This is a genomic window from Dokdonia sp. LLG6352-1, from assembly GCF_045055815.1.
In the GTDB taxonomy this organism is placed as follows: domain Bacteria; phylum Bacteroidota; class Bacteroidia; order Flavobacteriales; family Flavobacteriaceae; genus Dokdonia; species Dokdonia donghaensis.
In genome coordinates this window covers 1-17,125 of record NZ_CP159329.1, presented here as the reverse complement: position 1 = coordinate 17,125, position 17,125 = coordinate 1, and the positions used below count along the sequence as shown (strand labels likewise).

Genomic DNA, 17,125 nt, shown 5'->3' with positions numbered 1-17,125 from the left:
TAACAACGTAAAAAGTAAAAAACATTTTATGAATAGTTCATTTCATACATCATATAAACTTATAGTTGCTGTGATAGCACTTCTAGCTGTGCAAGTAAGTTACGCTCAAGAAGAGGAGTCTACTATAGGTACAGAAGTGGTAAATGTGGTAAAGGCATACACGCCTACCATACGCGACGCTTTTAAGGTAAAGGCTACGCCGCAGCTTAATGACTCCATTACCACAGCAAAGAAAAAAGTGACTTACAGTATCTTTTCTGTACCTGTAGCGAGTACGTTTACACCAGCAAAAGGTAAGGCGGCTGTTGTAAAAAAAGCAAAAAAAGAAAAGTTATATGATAACTATGCAACCTTAGGTTTTGGAAGTTTTACATCTGTACTAGCAGAGTTTTACAGCAATTTTCAAATAAGCCGTACAGAAGATTTTGGAGTATTTTTAAATCATAACTCTTCACAAGGAGGTATAGATGGTACTGTGGTAGACGATTTCTTTTACGATAGTCGTCTCAATCTCAATTATGGAGCAAGAGAGCGTGATCTTACTTGGCGTGCAGATCTAGATGCAAAGCATCAAGTGTATAACTGGTATGGTATACCGGAGGAACTTAAGGAATTGCAAGGCCCAGCAGATGGTCCTTTATTTACAGAAGATTTTGATGTAACACATTCGTATCTCACAGCTGGTCTTAATGGTTCTATAAGTCTTAAAGATTCTTTCTTTAAGGAGGCCACGGGAATGGTGCGTTATTTTGGAGATGACCTAGAGAGTACAGAGCTTAGGGCTGTGGTAGCACCTACGGTTGAGTTTCCTATCGCTGGTGAGTTAATTACAACAAAGCTGTCTGTAGACTACCTGAGTGGTTCTTTTGCAAATAGCTTTGGTACAACTGGGACAGAGATTAACTATAGCTTTTTAAACGCAGGTATTAACCCAAGTCTAGTAATTCTAAGAGATGACTTAGAGGTAAAGTTAGGGGTAGAAGGTGTTGTATCTCTTGATACAGAAAATAGTGAGACAGACTTCTTTATTTACCCAAAAATCGCTGCATCTTATAGAGTAGCGGGCGATTACTTTATTGCTTATGGAGGACTTGAAGGAGGTCTTATACAAAATAATTACCACGACTTTGCTCAAGAAAACCCTTTTATATCACCTACACTTATAGTAGCTCCTACAAATAAGCAATATGATGGATTTTTAGGTATGAAAGGAAAACTCTCTGAAGCCCTGAGTTATAACTTACGTGCTAGCTATGCATCAGAGAGTGGGAAGGCGCTATACCAGCATAACCCTTACTCGCAGAGCGGTAACAACTTTGGGCAAAATGGCTATGAGAACGGAAACTCCTTTGGTATCGTCTATGATGATGTTAATACATTAGGTGTTTTTGCAGAGCTTAATTTTGATGTAAATGCAAATTTTAAAATGAAGCTCAACGGGCAGTTTAACTCATATGCCACAGATACACAAACAGAGGCTTGGAACCTTCCAGATCTACAAGCGTCATTATTTGCAGATTATCAAATTACAGAGCAATGGTTTGCTGGAGTGAACGTATTTTTTACAGGAGAGCGTCAAGATCTTGTATTTAGTCAAGACCCGGTAGATATATTAACGCCTAGTTCTATAGAAACTTTAGAGAGCTATTTTGATGTAAATGCGCACGTGGGTTATCGCTTTAATAATCGTCTATCTGCCTTTGCCAGAGTTAATAACATACTAGATAGTAACTACCAGAAGTGGCTTAATTATGAAGTGCAAGGACTTCAAGGTATGGTAGGTGCTACTTATAAGTTTGATTTTTAGTAAAAATAACACCCATCACAAAGCAACCTTTCTGTAGTACCTGCATCCTTTATGTAAACCCTATATAATGAAAAGAATGTTAGGCATTGTTGCCTTGTTTATAGCTACTGTTTCTTGCAGTTCTGATTTAGATTCTGAAAGTCTTTCAGATTGTAGTCTTGTAGATTGTGCCTCTGGTAATTTACTATTGCAATTTTTAGATAGTGAGACAGAAGAAGATGTGTTTTTTAACGGCACTTATAATCTTGAAGATGTAGTTATAACAGATCTAGAAACTAATGAAGATTTTGTATTCTTTACAGGTATCTCTCAAGAGTTTGAAACTGCACAAATAGCGCTTAATACTTTTTTTGAAAGTCGTAATAATGTGATGCTTCGTATAGCCGTGCCAGATGGCTTTGAGACTACCTTATCATTTAATGTGACATTTATAGAGGGAGAATGTTGTAATGTAAATAACTATACAGACGTATCATTTACAAATGTGACTAGCGTAGATGATAGCGATGGAGATCTCATATATAAAATATTCTTATAAAACACTTAGGTATGAAAAAGCTACTTCTTCTAATAATATTAAGTTTGTCACTAGTTACTTGCGACTCAGATAATCTAGATTGTGCAAACGTACTCTGTGCGCCAGGTCCAGCGATGGTAATAACCTTTTTTGATGCCGAAACTGGGGAGCAATTATACACAGATACAGATGGAGAAGCTCCAGATGGCTTTGCTGTTACCGTACAAAATGACTTAGAGCTTTCATATAACCAAGGTTACGTTTTTCAAGATGGAGAGCTTGTCATATATGTTTTTCCAGAGGTGGCTACCATCGTTCAAGAAGGCGTTTTTGATGTGACAATAAATGCAACAGTACAAACACAAAATTCTTCAGGGTGTTGCCCAGATTATAGCATAAGTAATTTTAATGCTACAGGTGGAGACCTCACTGTAACACAATCACCAGAGTTGAGGTTACGCATAGATTTTTAGAAAAAAATCGAAACTAAAAAAAAGAGGTTTTGTACATTAGTGCAAAACCTTTTTTCTTTTGAATAACACTTGGCACTGCGAGCTCTGTAACCACCAGTGTAAAAACCTAAAAGAAGGTTCTATTTGCAATCTTACAAAGCGAAAACCAGCCTTTAATCGTACCTGCTCAAAAAGCTCTTTTCTACAAAATTTAAGAACCAACTTATGGAAGTAAACGTTGTTTATGAACACGCTATAAAAGATAAATGGTGGAACTACAGCTATACCATAATATTTGGCTTGCTAGGTGTGGGAGTTACTTGTTTGGCTGCTTATTCTATAGTTTACATAATTGATCTTAACAGCACACTACAGCCTTCAAATATGCACGGCCTTAAACTATATCTCATTCCATTTATAATTTTTGGAATTGCTCTTAAGATTTTATCACAAGCAATAGGGATGTACAATATGTACGTACTAAAATCTCGCGAGGCAAAACGTAAAAAAAATCGGGTAGATGCCGTGCTTGCCTTATATGGTATCACCTATGATATAGATGTGCAACTACACCCTAATTATAGGTTTCCTCAAGATGCTCAAGTAGATTTACAAATTAATAATCTTAGGTAATCACTTATAACTTCTCTTTCGTATTTTTATGCTTTAAACCATATTTTGATGCGTAAACTTTTATTTTCTTTATCAGTTCTTAGTCTTTTCATTTCTTGCGATAACAAGCAGGAGGCAGACCTTATTGTCACAAATGCAAATGTGTATACGGTTAATGACGCTTTCGCGAAAGCGGAATCCTTTGCCGTAAAAGATGGAAAGTTTATTGCCGTAGGAACTACAGCAGATATAACAGCACAATATCAAGCCACCGAAACTATAGACGCTACAGGCAAAACCGTTTTGCCAGGCCTTATAGACGGGCACTGTCACTTTTATGGACTGGGTCAGAACTTACAAATTGCAGACCTCGTAGGTACCGAAAGTTATGATGAGGTTATAGAAAAGGTAACCGCTTTTGCCAAAGCAAATCCAGAAGCAACCGTTATACGAGGAAGAGGTTGGGATCAAAACGACTGGGCAGTAAAAGAATTTCCTACTAAAGATAAGCTAGATGCTCTTTTTCCAGATACACCAGTGGTACTAGAGCGTGTAGATGGTCACGCATATCTTGTAAATCAGAAAGCGCTTGATCTCGCAAAAATAGATAACATCACAAAGGTAAGTGGTGGAGAGATTGTGCTGGTAGATGGTAAAGTGACTGGAGTACTTATAGATAACCCACAAACGCTTGTAGATGCCGTAATGCCACAAGCCAGCGTTGCCGAAAACGCTCAAGTATTACTAGAGGCGCAAGAACTTTGCTTTTCTTACGGGCTTACTACGGTAAATGATGCGGGTCTTAATAAAGATATAGTAGAGCTTATAGACAGCTTGCAACAGCAGGGAGACTTAAAAATGCGCATCTACGCGATGTTGTCTAACAATAAAGAAAACCTAGATTACTACTTAAGCTCTGGTAAGATTAAAACAGATCGTCTTAATGTGCGTTCTGTAAAGGTGTATGGTGATGGTGCTTTAGGATCTAGAGGTGCTGCGATGCGAGAGTCATATAGTGATAAAAAAGGTCACTTTGGGGCAATGGTAACACCAGTAGATGAAATTAATGAACTTGCAGAGCGCATCGCTGCTGCAGACTTCCAGATGAATACGCACGCCATAGGTGATAGTGCAAACGTGGTTGTACTGCGAGCATACGATAAGGTTCTTACTTCAAAAAAAGATCCTCGCTGGAAGGTAGAGCACGCTCAAGTAGTGTCTACAGAAGATTTTGATGTTTTTAGTGATAAAATTTTACCTTCTGTACAGCCAACACACGCCACAAGTGATATGTACTGGGCAGAAGATAGAGTAGGAGCAGAGCGTATAAAAGGCGCTTATGCTTATAAAGACCTACTTAAACAATCTGGGCTTGTTATTTTAGGAACAGATTTTCCGGTAGAGCAGGTGTCACCTTTCTACACATTTTATGCAGCAGTGGCTCGTAAAGATTTAAAACAATATCCAGAAGGAGGCTACCAGATGGAAAATGCATTGTCTAGAGAAGAAACCTTAAAAGGAATGACTATATGGGCAGCCTACTCAAACTTTGAAGAAGCAGAAAAAGGAAGTATCGAGTCAGGTAAGTTTGCAGACTTTATCATTATGGATCAAGATATTATGACCGTAGATGAAGATGCAATACCTAATCTTGAAGTGGGTGCAACATACGTAAACGGCGAGAACGTTTACAACAAGCTATAATGAAGTCACAACAAGATCACCTCATTGAGCTTGCTCATTACAGAATGCCTTTTGGGAAATATAAGGGTAAATACCTGGTAGACCTGCCTGAGTCGTATTACGTATGGTTTAGGCAACAAGGCTTTCCAGAAGGGAAGCTAGGTAGGTTGCTACAAGAAATGATGGAAATAAAAGTTAATGGACTAGAGCCTATGGTGCGTAAAATACAGCGCGGTTTCCCTAAGCCTATTAACTTGAGCTAGCTTAAAACCCTTTGTGTATTATAAAAATAGCAGGTCTTTTATGTAGGTCTGGCGCATTAGATTTCCAGAAAGAAGCACTTTTTGTGATAATATACTCTGTAGGTAAGGTGATATCACAGGCTATACAAACTTGTGTATCTGGGTGTACTGTAGCACAAATATCTTCTAGCATTTTATTATTACGATACGGTGTCTCTATAAAGAGTTGCGTCTGGTTGTGCTCAAATGAGAGACGTTCTAGTCTTTTAAGCTCTTGTTTGCGCTCTTTTTGATCAATGGGAAGGTAGCCGTTAAAGGCAAAGTTTTGTCCATTCATACCACTACTCATCATTGCCATAAGTATAGAAGACGGCCCTACTAGAGGTATAACTTGTATTCCTTTTTGATGGGCTATTTTCACCACTTCTGCACCGGGATCTGCAACCCCAGGAACGCCAGCCTCAGAGAGTAAACCTACAGACTCACCTTGTAAACAAGGCTCTAGGTATGAAGGTATCTCAGATACGTCTGTGTATTTATTGAGTTGAAATAGCGTGAGTGACGGCTGTGACTTGCTAGGCGAGATAGCCTTAATAGAGCGGCGTGCCGTTTTTTCATTTTCTACTATATATGTATCTATAAGCTCTACCACTTTCTTTACTGAGATAGGCATCACCTCTAGAGCGTTTGTTTCACCTAGAGTAGTAGGTATGAGATATAATTTTCCGGTAGTTGTAAATGTGCTCATAGATAAGTCTACGGTCAGTCATATGGTTGGGGAGCTGATCGTGATAGACGCAATATAAATAGCTTTACCTAGATGCGCAACCTTAAGCGCATATTCTATTGCTGCTCACAAAGACCATTTTTTAGTATAGGCGAGCTACAATCTCTTCACAGGCTTGGTCTAGCATCTCATAAACTCTTTCAAAATCTTCTTGCATACCATTATAAGGATCTGGAACATCTACCTTCTCACCGGGAAAAACGGTATCCAAAATCATTATAACCTTTCGGCGCTCCTCATCTGTACTGGAAAGGGCTAGTACATCTTCTAGGTTGTTTTGATCCATCACATAGATGTGGTCAAATTTTTTAAAATCGCTTCTTGCTATTTGCCTTCCTTTTAACTGTGAGATGTCTATACCATTATCTCTAGCTACTTTTATGCTTCTAGCATCTGGAGCATTACCTACGTGCCAGTCACCAGTGCCGGCAGAGTCTATTATAAATTGCTCACTATCTAGTTTATTACGTAAGATACCTTCGGCTAGGGGAGATCTACATATATTACCCAGGCACACCATAAGGATGTTTGTTTTTGACATCTGTAAACTTTTGAGGCGAAAATAATTATTTTAAATACGCTTTCGCGAAAGCGTACCCTTAATTTATAAAAACAAAAAGCCCCGACTGTATATAGTCGAGGCTCTATGATTAAGGTTAGTTAGTATTAAATGTAAGTGAGAATTTTGTTACTCACCTCTATTTCTTTTTCCTGGGTATGCAATAGTACCGTGCTCTGCGAGATCTAGTCCTAGCTCTTCTATCTCCTTACTTACACGTAAACCGATAGTTTTCTTGAGTATAAATAGGATTACAAATGATAGTCCTACTGACCAAGCTGCATAAGCAAAAGCTCCTAGTGCTTGAACGCCTAGCTGGCTAGCGCCACCACCGTTTAATAGACCTATACCTGTGTCTCCATCTATACCCCAAAGACCAATAACAACAGTTCCCCATACACCTACAACACCGTGTACAGAAACAGCACCTACTGCGTCATCTATTTTAAGTTTTTTCTCAATAAATTCTATAGAAAAAACAACTAAGATTCCCCCAATAAGTCCAGCTAAGGCTGCACCACCTGCACTCATATTACCACATCCTGCGGTGATACTTACTAAACCTGCTAAGGCACCATTTAACGTTTGTGCTAGGTGTGGTTTTCCATACCAGATCCACGTAGTGATTAGGGCACCAAGTCCACCTGCAGCGGCAGATAGGTTTGTAATTAATACCACATTTGAAGCTCCTATGGCATCTGCACCACCCCAAGCGAGTTGTGATCCACCATTAAAACCAAACCATCCTAACCAAAGGATAAATACCCCTAGCGTTGCAAGTACTTGGTTATGTCCTGGAATTTCCAACACTTTTCCATCAACAAATTTTCCAATACGTGGTCCTACTAGTATAGCAGCTACTAAAGCAGCCCATCCACCTACAGAGTGTACAATAGATGATCCAGCAAAGTCTATGAAGCCTAAGTTAGATAACCAGCCTTCTCCTTGCCATTGCCATCCACCAGAGATAGGGTAGATAACTGCTGTCATTATTAAAGAGAATATGATATAGGTAGAGTATTTTGTTCTACCAGCAATCGCTCCAGAAACGATAGTTGCAGCAGTTGCGGCAAACATAGTCTGGAAGAAAAGATCTGCACCTTCACCTTGAAAAAGACCACTCCAGAAAAACCATCCGTTAGAAGTATCTCCATACATAAGTGAGTATCCTACAATCCAGTAAGTTAAAGAACCTACACAGATGTCTAGTAGGTTTTTCATAGCAATGTTTACAGCATTTTTTGATCTGGTCATTCCAGACTCTACGAGTGTAAAACCAGCTTGCATAAAGAATACAAGTATTCCAGATAAGAGCATCCAGAGCATTCCTAGATCTCCATTTATTCCTGAGATAGCATTTTCTAAATCTTCAGGGCTCACAGTGTCTTGTATTAACAAGAGGTTAGGCATTATTGAGTTTAACAGTTGTAACATAATTAGTAATGAGTAGTTAGTTTATTAAAATTTATATATTCCGGCAATTACAAAAGATGATAAAGAATTGCTAGGGTCTTGATCTGTGTCTAAAAATGTGTCTTCACTAGCGCTATCTAGACGGAATTCTGGTTTTATAGTAAGATCTCCTACGCTGTAGCTACCTGTAAGTGTTACTGCCACTACAGAGGCATCACCTTCTAGGTCATAACCTCCTATTGCTCCAGCACCACCTTCACCTTCTGCAAAGTACTCACCACGTAAACCTAAGGTGAATGCGTCAGAAGTTTTGAACTGTGGGTATAGTGCTACGCCATAAAAAGAAGCACCATCTGTATCATTATAAGTTGCGTTAAGTCCTAAGAAAAAGTCGTCAGATAAGTCATACCCAGTTGTAAGGTCTACTTGAAAAGTACTTTCTGTACTACCACCTTGCTTACCGTATAAAAAGTTGAGGTATGTACTCTTATATCCTAATTGAGCTCCTAGTGTGTAGTTGTTATCAAAGTTAAACTCTGTAGCGTCTGTCTGGTTAAGTACTGCTAGCATCGCACTAAAATCTTCAGAGAGGGTGAAGTCTGCCTTAATACCTGTGTGAGAAAAAGGACCGTAAGAAAACATATACGAGGTAGAGTAGTTAAAGTTTGCTGTAGGTGATATCACCTCATAACCTAGAAAGGTATTAAAGTTACCTAGTGTAAGTTTTACTTTTTCTGATACATTCCAGTATACGTAAAGTTGATTTACAATGTTAGATGAAGGTCCAGAGAGGAAAACAGCCTCCTCACCACGTGGTCCAAAAACAAGATCTGCCACGGCACCTACTTTTCCGTTTTCACTTTCAAAAGCGCCTATCACATTTGCCATACCTATTGCAAATCCATTTCGGTTTGCAAAAGATGTGTTTGGAGCGATAGCATCTTCACCATTGGGTCCAGAAATATTTTGTCTAAAATAGACATCGACACTACCTTCTACGGTAAACTTTTTCTTGTCTTCTGTTTCTTCTTGAGCAAACATAAATGTTGTGCTTATGGTTAGTAATAAAAGTGTGCAAATAGATTTCATAAAAATATTATTTTCAGTTGATTTGGCGTTAAAAGTATCTTAAAAAAATATTAACATATTAGTTTTTGGGGGTTATGTGTAAATTTTTATGATAATTTCAAATTGACCCCCTAAAAATTAGGGGTATCTTAAATAATCTATGTTTTTATTGAATTTTCTATTTGATTTAATTTGGTGTTTTTCTATTAAAAAACGTTTTTGATTGATGATAATTCATATTTTTTAGAATAATAATGAAATAGCGATAACGTTTTCGGCAATTTTAACAAATATTAAGGATTGGGATTTCGCATTTTTTCAAGACAAAAAATATGTAATTAAAAATTCTAAAGGGGGCAAATTGTGATACTCGCAATTATCATTGTGACTTTTTGAGACTTCAATAAGTACTTTTATCTTGAGCATAAATACAAAGGGTTTTACCCTATAAATAAGGAGTTATGCTTAGAGATCAAGGATTATATTTAAGAGAGTTTGAACACGACGCGTGCGGTGCGGGATTTATATGTAGCCTCAAAGGAGTAAAGTCTAACGACATTATTCATAAGGCACTTGAGATACTAGAAAAACTTGAACACAGAGGAGCTGTAAGTGCAGATGGTCGCACAGGAGATGGTGCAGGTATATTAATAGACATCCCTCACGACTATTTTCAAGCCACTTGTGACTTTGCATTACCAAAAGAAGGAACGTATGCCGTGAGCAATGTTTTCTTACCTCGTAAAGAAAATCAACGTGCATATTGTATTTCGGTTTTTGAAAAAAGCCTTACAGATCAAGGTATCAATATTTTGGGCTGGAGAGATGTGCCGGTAGATCAATCTATACTGGGTGAGATTGCTCAAGTGTCTGAGCCTTTTGTAAAACAAATTTTTGTGAGTTATGAGAGTATGGGAGATAATTCCGCTTTCGCGAAAGCGCAACAAAAACCCACACCAGAGTTTGAATTTAACTTAAAGCTATTCACAGCTCGTAAAATCGCCGAGCATACCATCTACAACTCAAAGTTATCTGAAAGCTCATTCTTTTACTTACCTAGCTTCTCAACTAAGACCATTATATATAAAGGACTTTTAATGCCCCAACATATTAAGGTATATTATAAAGACCTTATGGATCCTCGTGTGGTGACAAGGCTTGCGCTTGTACACCAGCGATTTTCTACTAATACATTTCCTACTTGGGATCTGGCACAACCTTTTAGGTATATGTGTCACAATGGAGAGATTAATACCTTAAGGGGTAATGTGACCAGAATGTATGCGCGTGAGGAACTTATGGAAAGTGCACTTTTTGGTGAGGAGATAAAGAAAATACTTCCAGTTGTATTACCAGGTAAGTCAGACAGTGCCTCTATGGATATGGTAGTAGAGCTCTTACTTATGACGGGTAGATCATTACCAGAAGTAATGATGATGCTCGTGCCAGAAGCGTGGGAGAAAAATGATGATATGTCTCCGGCAAAGCGCGCATTTTATGAATTTAACTCTTGCCTTATGGAGCCTTGGGATGGTCCAGCCTCTATACCATTTACAGATGGTAATTATATAGGTGCCGTTTTAGACCGTAATGGATTGAGACCTTCTCGATACTCTGTCACAAAAGACGGTTATGTGATAATGTCTTCAGAAATTGGAGTGGTGGAGATAGAACCACAAAATGTACAGATGCACGGTCGTCTCGAGCCAGGTAAAATGTTTCTGGTAGATATGGCGCAAGGTCGTATTATAAATGATGAGGAGATAAAAGAAGAGATTGCAACACGTCACCCATATCAAGAGTGGCTGGATGATAACCTTATTCATCTTAGAGATATACCTTATAATGAGTGCCCTTTATTTTTAAATGAAGCACCACTTAAGGAGCGTTTACTCACCTTTGGGTACACGCAAGAAGATATAAATACGATTATATTACCTATGGCTGCAAAGGCAAAAGAGCCTATAGGGTCTATGGGTAATGATGCTCCTATAGCGGCACTTTCTGAGAGACCACAGTTAATCTATAATTACTTTAAGCAACTCTTTGCGCAGGTTACAAACCCACCTCTAGATGGTATACGAGAGGAGTTAATTACGGATATCTCACTCACGCTGGGTGCAGACTCAAATATTTTTGAAATAAACGGAGAGCATTGTAAGAAGCTAAAAATTCAAAACCCTGTTATCTCAAAACAAGATTTAGATAAAATCAAAAGTTTAGATAACGAGAGCTTTAAGGTGGTTTCTGTGCCTATTTTATATAAGGTAGAAAAAGGACACAATGGCCTGGAGGATGCTTTAGAAAACTTACTGCAGGAGGTTTCTCAACAGCTAGATGAAGGTGCAAACATCATTATCTTATCAGATAGAAATACATCACAAGAGCTTGCACCTATACCGGCATTACTTGCTTGCTCTTATGTAAATAATGGACTAGGCGGTAATAAAAAGAGATCCAGTTTTAGCCTCATTATAGAGTCTGCAGAGCCTAGAGAGGTGCATCACTTTGCTTTGTTATTTGGATATGGTGCTAGTGCCATAAACCCGTATATGGTTAATGAGATTATAGAAAACCATCCAGAAGATTTAAAGCTTGCAAATGTTGATGTAGAAGAAGCAATACAAAATTTTAATAAAGCAGTAGGCAAAGGAGTCCTCAAGGTGATGAATAAAATAGGTATCTCTACCCTTAACTCATACCGTAGCTCACAACTTTTTGAGTGTATAGGTATCAGTAAGAAGATAGTAAATCAGTACTTCCCGCGCACGGTTACGAGAATAGAAGGTGTAGGACTACACCAGTTAGAAGGTGAGATAAGTAAACGACATAAGACAGCATATCATACAAAAGATATCGCAGCAGATCTTCCTCTTGAGATAGGTGGTGAGTATAGATGGAGAAGAGATGGAGAGGCGCATTTATTTAATCCGCTTACCATTGCAAAGCTTCAAGAGTCTGTGCGTAGCAATAAGCCTGTTATTTATAAAGAGTATGCAGATCGTGTAAATAATCAAGCCAAACAGCTTATGACCATACGCGGTCTATTTGAGTTTACAAATTATGATCCTATAGATATTGATGAGGTAGAACCGTGGACAGATATTGTAAAGCGTTTTAAAACGGGTGCAATGTCATATGGTTCTATTAGTAAGGAAGCTCACGAGACACTTGCTGTAGCAATGAACCGTATAGATGGTAAGTCTAACTCTGGTGAGGGAGGAGAAAATCAAGAGCGTTTTTATAAAGACGTAAATGGCGATTGGAAAAACAGCGCCATAAAGCAAGTGGCGTCAGGGCGTTTTGGGGTAACCTCAAACTACCTAACAAACGCTGCCGAGATACAAATAAAAATGGCGCAAGGAGCAAAACCTGGTGAGGGCGGACAGTTACCTGGACCTAAGGTGAATCCTGAAATTGCAAAAACACGTAATTCTACACCATATGTAGGGCTTATATCGCCACCACCACATCACGACATTTACTCTATAGAAGATCTATCGCAGTTAATTTATGATCTCAAATCTGCAAATAGAGAAGCGCGAATTAATGTGAAACTAGTGTCTGAGGTAGGTGTAGGTACTGTAGCAGCTGGAGTTGCAAAAGCAAAAGCAGATGTAATACTTATATCTGGACACGATGGAGGTACAGGAGCAACACCTCTTACCTCGCTAAAACATACCGGTTTACCCTGGGAACTAGGTCTAGCAGAAGCACAGCAAACCCTTGTGATGAATGATTTACGTGGGCGTGTACGACTTGAGTGCGATGGCCAGCTCAAAACAGGCCGAGACGTAGCAATTGCTTGTTTATTAGGAGCCGAAGAGTTTGGCTTTGCAACAGCACCGCTAGTAGCCTCGGGATGTATAATGATGCGTGTATGTCATTTAAACACTTGTCCAGTAGGGATTGCTACTCAAAACCCAGAACTACGTAAGCGTTTTAAAGGAAAACCAGAGCACGTAGTAAACTTTATGTATTTCGTAGCGCAGGAGTTGCGAGAGATTATGGCAAAGCTTGGATTTAAAACGGTAGATGAAATGGTAGGTCAAGTGCAAAAGCTGGATCGCAATAACACCATAGAGCAGTACAAAGCGTTAGGCTTAGACCTTACCCCTATATTACATAAGGTAGATACTTCAAAAGGGCAGCCTTTGCATAATGTAGAAAAGCAAGATCACGACCTTGAGAAAGCGCTTGATTTTAAAATTATATCACAGGCGCACCCGGCACTTTTTAGAAAAGAAAAAACCACACTAGATTTTAAGATTACAAATGAAGATAGAGCAGTAGGAGCTATATTAAGTAATGAGATATCTAAGATTTACGGTGTGAATGGATTACCAGAAAACACTTTAAAAATTAACTTCGAGGGTTCTGCAGGGCAGAGTTTTGCAGCCTTTGCGACGCACGGACTCACACTGGCAGTTACTGGTAACACAAATGATTATATAGGTAAAGGTCTCTCTGGGGCCAAAGTAATAGTGAAGGTTCCGGTAGAGGCGACCATCATACCAGAAGATAATGTCATTATAGGTAATGTAGCATTTTATGGTGCTACCGCTGGTGAGGCATATATAAATGGTAAAGCTGGAGAGCGTTTTTGTGTACGCAACTCTGGAGCAAAAGCCGTAGTAGAGGGTATAGGTGATCACGGTTGTGAGTATATGACAGGAGGTATTGCAGTCATATTAGGCGAGGTGGGAAGAAACTTTGGTGCTGGTATGAGTGGCGGTATTGCTTACGTGTATGATACGGCAAGTACGCTTTCGCGAAAAGCAAACACAGAAGGGCTTAACTTCCTTAAAGTTGAAGAAGATCAAGATAAGAAAGAGCTCAGGCAATTAGTTGAAAACCATTACAACGCCACGCTCTCTCCACTGGCTCAACGACTGTTAGAAAACTGGGATGCAGAGATTAAAAATTTCACGAAAGTGCTACCAGAAGAGTACCGCAAGGCATTGATAAGATTAGAAGAAGAAAAAACATTAGCAAACTAGAAGATGGGGAAAGTAACAGGATTTTTAGAATACGATCGCAAAGACGAAGGATATATAGCGCCAGAAGAGCGTGTTAAAAATTATAAGGAGTTTACTGTACCGCTAGAAGAAGCAGATTTAAAAGAGCAAGGCGGCCGCTGTATGGATTGTGGTATTCCGTTTTGTCACTCGGGTTGCCCGCTGGGTAATCTCATTCCAGATTTTAATGATGCGGTCTATAAAGGAAGGTGGAAAGAAGCGGCAACTATATTACACGCGACAAATAACTTTCCAGAATTTACAGGGCGTTTATGTCCAGCACCTTGTGAAGAGGCGTGCGTTCTAGGTATAAATGCAGACCCCGTAAGTATAGAAAATATAGAAAAAAATATAGTAGAACGAGCTTTTGACGAGGGGTGGGTTGTCCCACAACCGCCGCAAAAGCGTACACACAAATCGGTTGCAGTGATAGGGTCTGGCCCTTCTGGACTAGCCGCTGCACAGCAGCTTAATAGGGCTGGGCACACTGTGACCGTATTTGAGCGTGATAGTAAAGTAGGAGGTCTTTTAAGGTATGGGATTCCAGATTTTAAGATGGAAAAAAATGTGATAGACAGACGTCTTGCCGTACTCGAGGGCGAGGGTATCACTTTTAAAACTAATACTTACGTAGGCCAGACTATAAGTGTAGAAAAATTGCAGAATGAGTATGATGCTATAGTGCTTTGCGGTGGAGCTACTTTAAGAAGGTCTATACCTATAAAAGGGGCGCATCTTAAAGGGGTTTATCAAGCAATGGACTTTTTAAAACAAAACAATGAGCGACAAGATGGTATAACTGAGTGGGATGAGACCATTGTAGCTACAGATAAAAACGTGATTGTTATAGGGGGTGGTGATACGGGGTCAGATTGTATAGGTACTAGTAATAGACAAGGAGCAAAAACGGTTACAAATTTTGAGATTCTTAATAGACCTACCATAGAGCGACCTACAGAGCAACCTTGGCCTTATTACCCTATGCGATTGCGTACAAGTTCTTCTCACAAGGAGGGGGTAGAAAGAGTTTTTAGTATTTCTACAAAGGAGTTTGTGGGTGATGCGAGCGGTAATCTCACGGGGCTTATAACCTCAGAAGTAGAGTGGATTACAAATGAAAATGGTAGGCGTGAGCTTAAGGAATTACCAGGAACAGAAAAGGAGTGGGCTTGTGATATGACTTTCCTTGCACTAGGCTTTACAGGACCTGAAAAAACACTTATAGACCAGCTACACTTAGATACAGATATGCGTGGTAACGTAAAAGCAACCTCTTATGCTACAAATGTACCTGGCATTTTCACCGCGGGTGATATGCGCCGTGGCCAGTCACTCATTGTATGGGCAATCTCAGAAGGGAGGCAAGCTGCACATCACGTAGATGCATACTTGATGGGAAGTTCACAGTTGCCCCTTAAGGATGAAGATAGCGATTTACCTAGACGCTAGTTTATAGTAGTTAGTACGCTTTCGCGAAAGCGTAAAAAAAAAGCCTCAAAACATATATTTTGAGGCTTTTTCTATTTTATGATTCTGGTTTTAAACCGAAAGTTTTTTACCGAGGTCTTCTACATATTTTCTAAACTGCTTATCTGTACTCGCTAGATTATCTACCGTTTTACAAGCGTGAAGAACTGTTGCGTGGTCGCGCTGTCCTATCTGAGAACCTATGCTTGCTAGTGAAGCTTTGGTGAGCTTCTTTGCAAAGAACATTGCTAGTTGTCTCGCTTGTACGATATGTCTTTTACGTGTTTTAGACTGTAGCGTTTCTACATCCATCTGGAAGTAATCTGAAACAATCTTTTGGATATAATCTATAGAGACTTCTCTCTTAGTATGTTTAACATAGTTGTCTACAATCTTTTTTGCAAGGTCGAGAGTGATCTCTTTCTTGTTAAAAGATGAGTGTGCTATAAGTGATATAATTGCACCTTCTAGCTCGCGAACATTAGTTTTAATGTTATTTGCAAGAAACTCTACAATCTCTTCTGGCATTTCAACACCATCTTGATAAAGCTTTTGCTTTATAATGGCGATGCGTGTTTCAAAACTAGGGTGTTGTAGCTCTGCACTTAATCCCCATTTAAAACGTGATAAGAGACGTTGCTCTATATCTTGCATATCTACAGGAGCCTTGTCTGAGGTAAGGATTACCTGTTTTCCGTTTTGGTGTAGGTGGTTAAAAATATGGAAAAATACATCTTGAGTACCTGCCTTACCACTTAGTAGTTGAATATCATCTACAATAAGAACGTCTATAACTTGATAGAAGTGAATGAAGTCATTTCTATTATTCTTTTTTACAGACTCTATATATTGTTGTGTAAACTTCTCTGCAGAAATGTATAAGACAGTTTTTGCAGGATACTTATCTTTTATCTGTACACCTATTGCGTGAGCAAGGTGTGTTTTACCTAAACCTACTCCTCCAAATATTAAAAGCGGATTAAAAGAAGTTCCTCCTGGCTTATTTGCCACGGCCATACCTGCAGATCTTGCAAGACGGTTTGAGTCTCCTTCTAAAAAGTTTTCAAAATTATAGTTAGGGTTGAGCTGTGACTCTATTTGTAAATTTCTTATTCCAGGAATTACAAAAGGATTTTTAAGCTCTGGATTTTTATTTTTAAGTGGAGCATCTACTTCTTGTGATTTCATAGTGCTACGATTTGCACTAGGAATTCTTTCTGTAAAAGGTTGATTGTTTCCGTAGGTATTTTCCATCTTGATCACATAGACCAGTTTGGCGTTTTCACCTAGTACTTTATTAAGAGCAACTTTAAGAAGTTTTACGTAGTGTTCCTCAAGCCACTCGTAAAAGAATTTACTAGGTACTTGAATACTTAATGCGTTATCTGTGAGTTTGACCGCCTTAATCGGTTCAAACCACGTTTTGTATGCCTGGGGTGTAATATTGTCCTTTATAAAAGAGAGACAGTTATCCCATACAGATTGCGCAGTTAGAGTCAT

13 protein-coding genes are annotated in these 17,125 nt (G+C 39.0%); 8 read left to right on the top strand and 5 right to left on the bottom strand.

The window, feature by feature from the left end; all coding sequences use genetic code 11:
* Positions 1–28: 28 nt before the first annotated feature.
* The 6 genes from ABVM49_RS00065 to ABVM49_RS00040 all read left to right on the top strand — a co-directional run bounded on the left by ABVM49_RS00065 (position 29) and on the right by ABVM49_RS00040 (position 5,334).
* Positions 29–1,807 carry a TonB-dependent receptor gene (locus tag ABVM49_RS00065; RefSeq protein ID WP_405202516.1) on the top strand — a complete coding sequence of 593 codons (1,779 nt, stop codon included), beginning with the start codon at positions 29–31 and terminating at the stop codon, positions 1,805–1,807.
* Between the two features lie 67 nt (positions 1,808–1,874).
* Positions 1,875–2,345: a hypothetical protein gene (locus ABVM49_RS00060; protein ID WP_405202515.1), complete on the top strand. Its 471-nt coding sequence runs from the start codon at positions 1,875–1,877 to the stop codon at positions 2,343–2,345.
* A gap of 11 nt (positions 2,346–2,356) precedes the next feature.
* Complete coding sequence (locus ABVM49_RS00055; protein ID WP_405202514.1) at positions 2,357–2,797, top strand: hypothetical protein; 441 nt, start codon at positions 2,357–2,359, stop codon at positions 2,795–2,797.
* Positions 2,798–3,001: 204 nt separating this feature from the next.
* A complete protein-coding gene (locus ABVM49_RS00050; protein WP_405202513.1) occupies positions 3,002–3,409 on the top strand; it encodes a hypothetical protein in 408 nt (135 codons plus the stop codon).
* A gap of 48 nt (positions 3,410–3,457) precedes the next feature.
* Positions 3,458–5,092, top strand: coding sequence for an amidohydrolase (locus tag ABVM49_RS00045; RefSeq protein ID WP_405202512.1), 1,635 nt, complete (start codon positions 3,458–3,460; stop codon positions 5,090–5,092).
* Complete coding sequence (locus ABVM49_RS00040; protein WP_298354322.1) at positions 5,092–5,334, top strand: DUF3820 family protein; 243 nt, start codon at positions 5,092–5,094, stop codon at positions 5,332–5,334. The genes ABVM49_RS00045 and ABVM49_RS00040 overlap by 1 nt, the downstream gene beginning before the upstream one ends.
* Before the next feature lies 1 nt (position 5,335).
* On the opposite strand, the gene ABVM49_RS00035 is transcribed toward ABVM49_RS00040, so the two are convergent.
* The 4 genes from ABVM49_RS00035 to ABVM49_RS00020 all read right to left on the bottom strand — a co-directional run bounded on the left by ABVM49_RS00035 (position 5,336) and on the right by ABVM49_RS00020 (position 9,161).
* On the bottom strand, positions 5,336–6,061 hold the full coding sequence (locus tag ABVM49_RS00035) for an SAM-dependent methyltransferase (RefSeq protein ID WP_405202511.1): 726 nt from the start codon (positions 6,059–6,061) through the stop codon (positions 5,336–5,338).
* Positions 6,062–6,182: 121 nt separating this feature from the next.
* Positions 6,183–6,641 carry a low molecular weight protein-tyrosine-phosphatase gene (locus tag ABVM49_RS00030; protein WP_405202510.1) on the bottom strand — a complete coding sequence of 153 codons (459 nt, stop codon included), beginning with the start codon at positions 6,639–6,641 and terminating at the stop codon, positions 6,183–6,185.
* 147 nt (positions 6,642–6,788) lie between these two features.
* Positions 6,789–8,093 (bottom strand): ammonium transporter, encoded by a 1,305-nt coding sequence (locus ABVM49_RS00025; protein WP_405202508.1) that lies wholly within the window; start codon positions 8,091–8,093, stop codon positions 6,789–6,791.
* Positions 8,094–8,117: 24 nt separating this feature from the next.
* Positions 8,118–9,161, bottom strand: coding sequence for a porin (locus tag ABVM49_RS00020; protein WP_405202507.1), 1,044 nt, complete (start codon positions 9,159–9,161; stop codon positions 8,118–8,120).
* A 440-nt stretch (positions 9,162–9,601) separates the two neighbouring features.
* On the opposite strand from ABVM49_RS00020, the gene gltB reads away from it, so the two are divergent.
* Positions 9,602–14,140 (top strand): glutamate synthase large subunit, encoded by a 4,539-nt coding sequence (gltB, locus tag ABVM49_RS00015; protein WP_405202506.1) that lies wholly within the window; start codon positions 9,602–9,604, stop codon positions 14,138–14,140.
* 3 nt (positions 14,141–14,143) lie between these two features.
* Entirely contained in the window at positions 14,144–15,607 is a 1,464-nt protein-coding gene (locus ABVM49_RS00010) for a glutamate synthase subunit beta (protein WP_405202505.1), read from the top strand.
* Between the two features lie 90 nt (positions 15,608–15,697).
* Here ABVM49_RS00010 and dnaA read toward each other — a convergent pair whose 3' ends face one another.
* On the bottom strand, positions 15,698–17,125 hold the full coding sequence (dnaA, locus tag ABVM49_RS00005) for a chromosomal replication initiator protein DnaA (protein WP_035328159.1): 1,428 nt from the start codon (positions 17,123–17,125) through the stop codon (positions 15,698–15,700).

Coding starts and splice junctions, on each gene's coding strand:
- ABVM49_RS00065 (WP_405202516.1), top strand. CDS start 29: ATGAATAGTTCATTTCATACATCATATAAACTTATAGTTGCTGTGATA.
- ABVM49_RS00060 (WP_405202515.1), top strand. CDS start 1,875: ATGAAAAGAATGTTAGGCATTGTTGCCTTGTTTATAGCTACTGTTTCT.
- ABVM49_RS00055 (WP_405202514.1), top strand. CDS start 2,357: ATGAAAAAGCTACTTCTTCTAATAATATTAAGTTTGTCACTAGTTACT.
- ABVM49_RS00050 (WP_405202513.1), top strand. CDS start 3,002: ATGGAAGTAAACGTTGTTTATGAACACGCTATAAAAGATAAATGGTGG.
- ABVM49_RS00045 (WP_405202512.1), top strand. CDS start 3,458: ATGCGTAAACTTTTATTTTCTTTATCAGTTCTTAGTCTTTTCATTTCT.
- ABVM49_RS00040 (WP_298354322.1), top strand. CDS start 5,092: ATGAAGTCACAACAAGATCACCTCATTGAGCTTGCTCATTACAGAATG.
- ABVM49_RS00035 (WP_405202511.1), bottom strand. CDS start 6,061: ATGAGCACATTTACAACTACCGGAAAATTATATCTCATACCTACTACT.
- ABVM49_RS00030 (WP_405202510.1), bottom strand. CDS start 6,641: ATGTCAAAAACAAACATCCTTATGGTGTGCCTGGGTAATATATGTAGA.
- ABVM49_RS00025 (WP_405202508.1), bottom strand. CDS start 8,093: ATGTTACAACTGTTAAACTCAATAATGCCTAACCTCTTGTTAATACAA.
- ABVM49_RS00020 (WP_405202507.1), bottom strand. CDS start 9,161: ATGAAATCTATTTGCACACTTTTATTACTAACCATAAGCACAACATTT.
- gltB (WP_405202506.1), top strand. CDS start 9,602: ATGCTTAGAGATCAAGGATTATATTTAAGAGAGTTTGAACACGACGCG.
- ABVM49_RS00010 (WP_405202505.1), top strand. CDS start 14,144: ATGGGGAAAGTAACAGGATTTTTAGAATACGATCGCAAAGACGAAGGA.
- dnaA (WP_035328159.1), bottom strand. CDS start 17,125: ATGACTCTAACTGCGCAATCTGTATGGGATAACTGTCTCTCTTTTATA.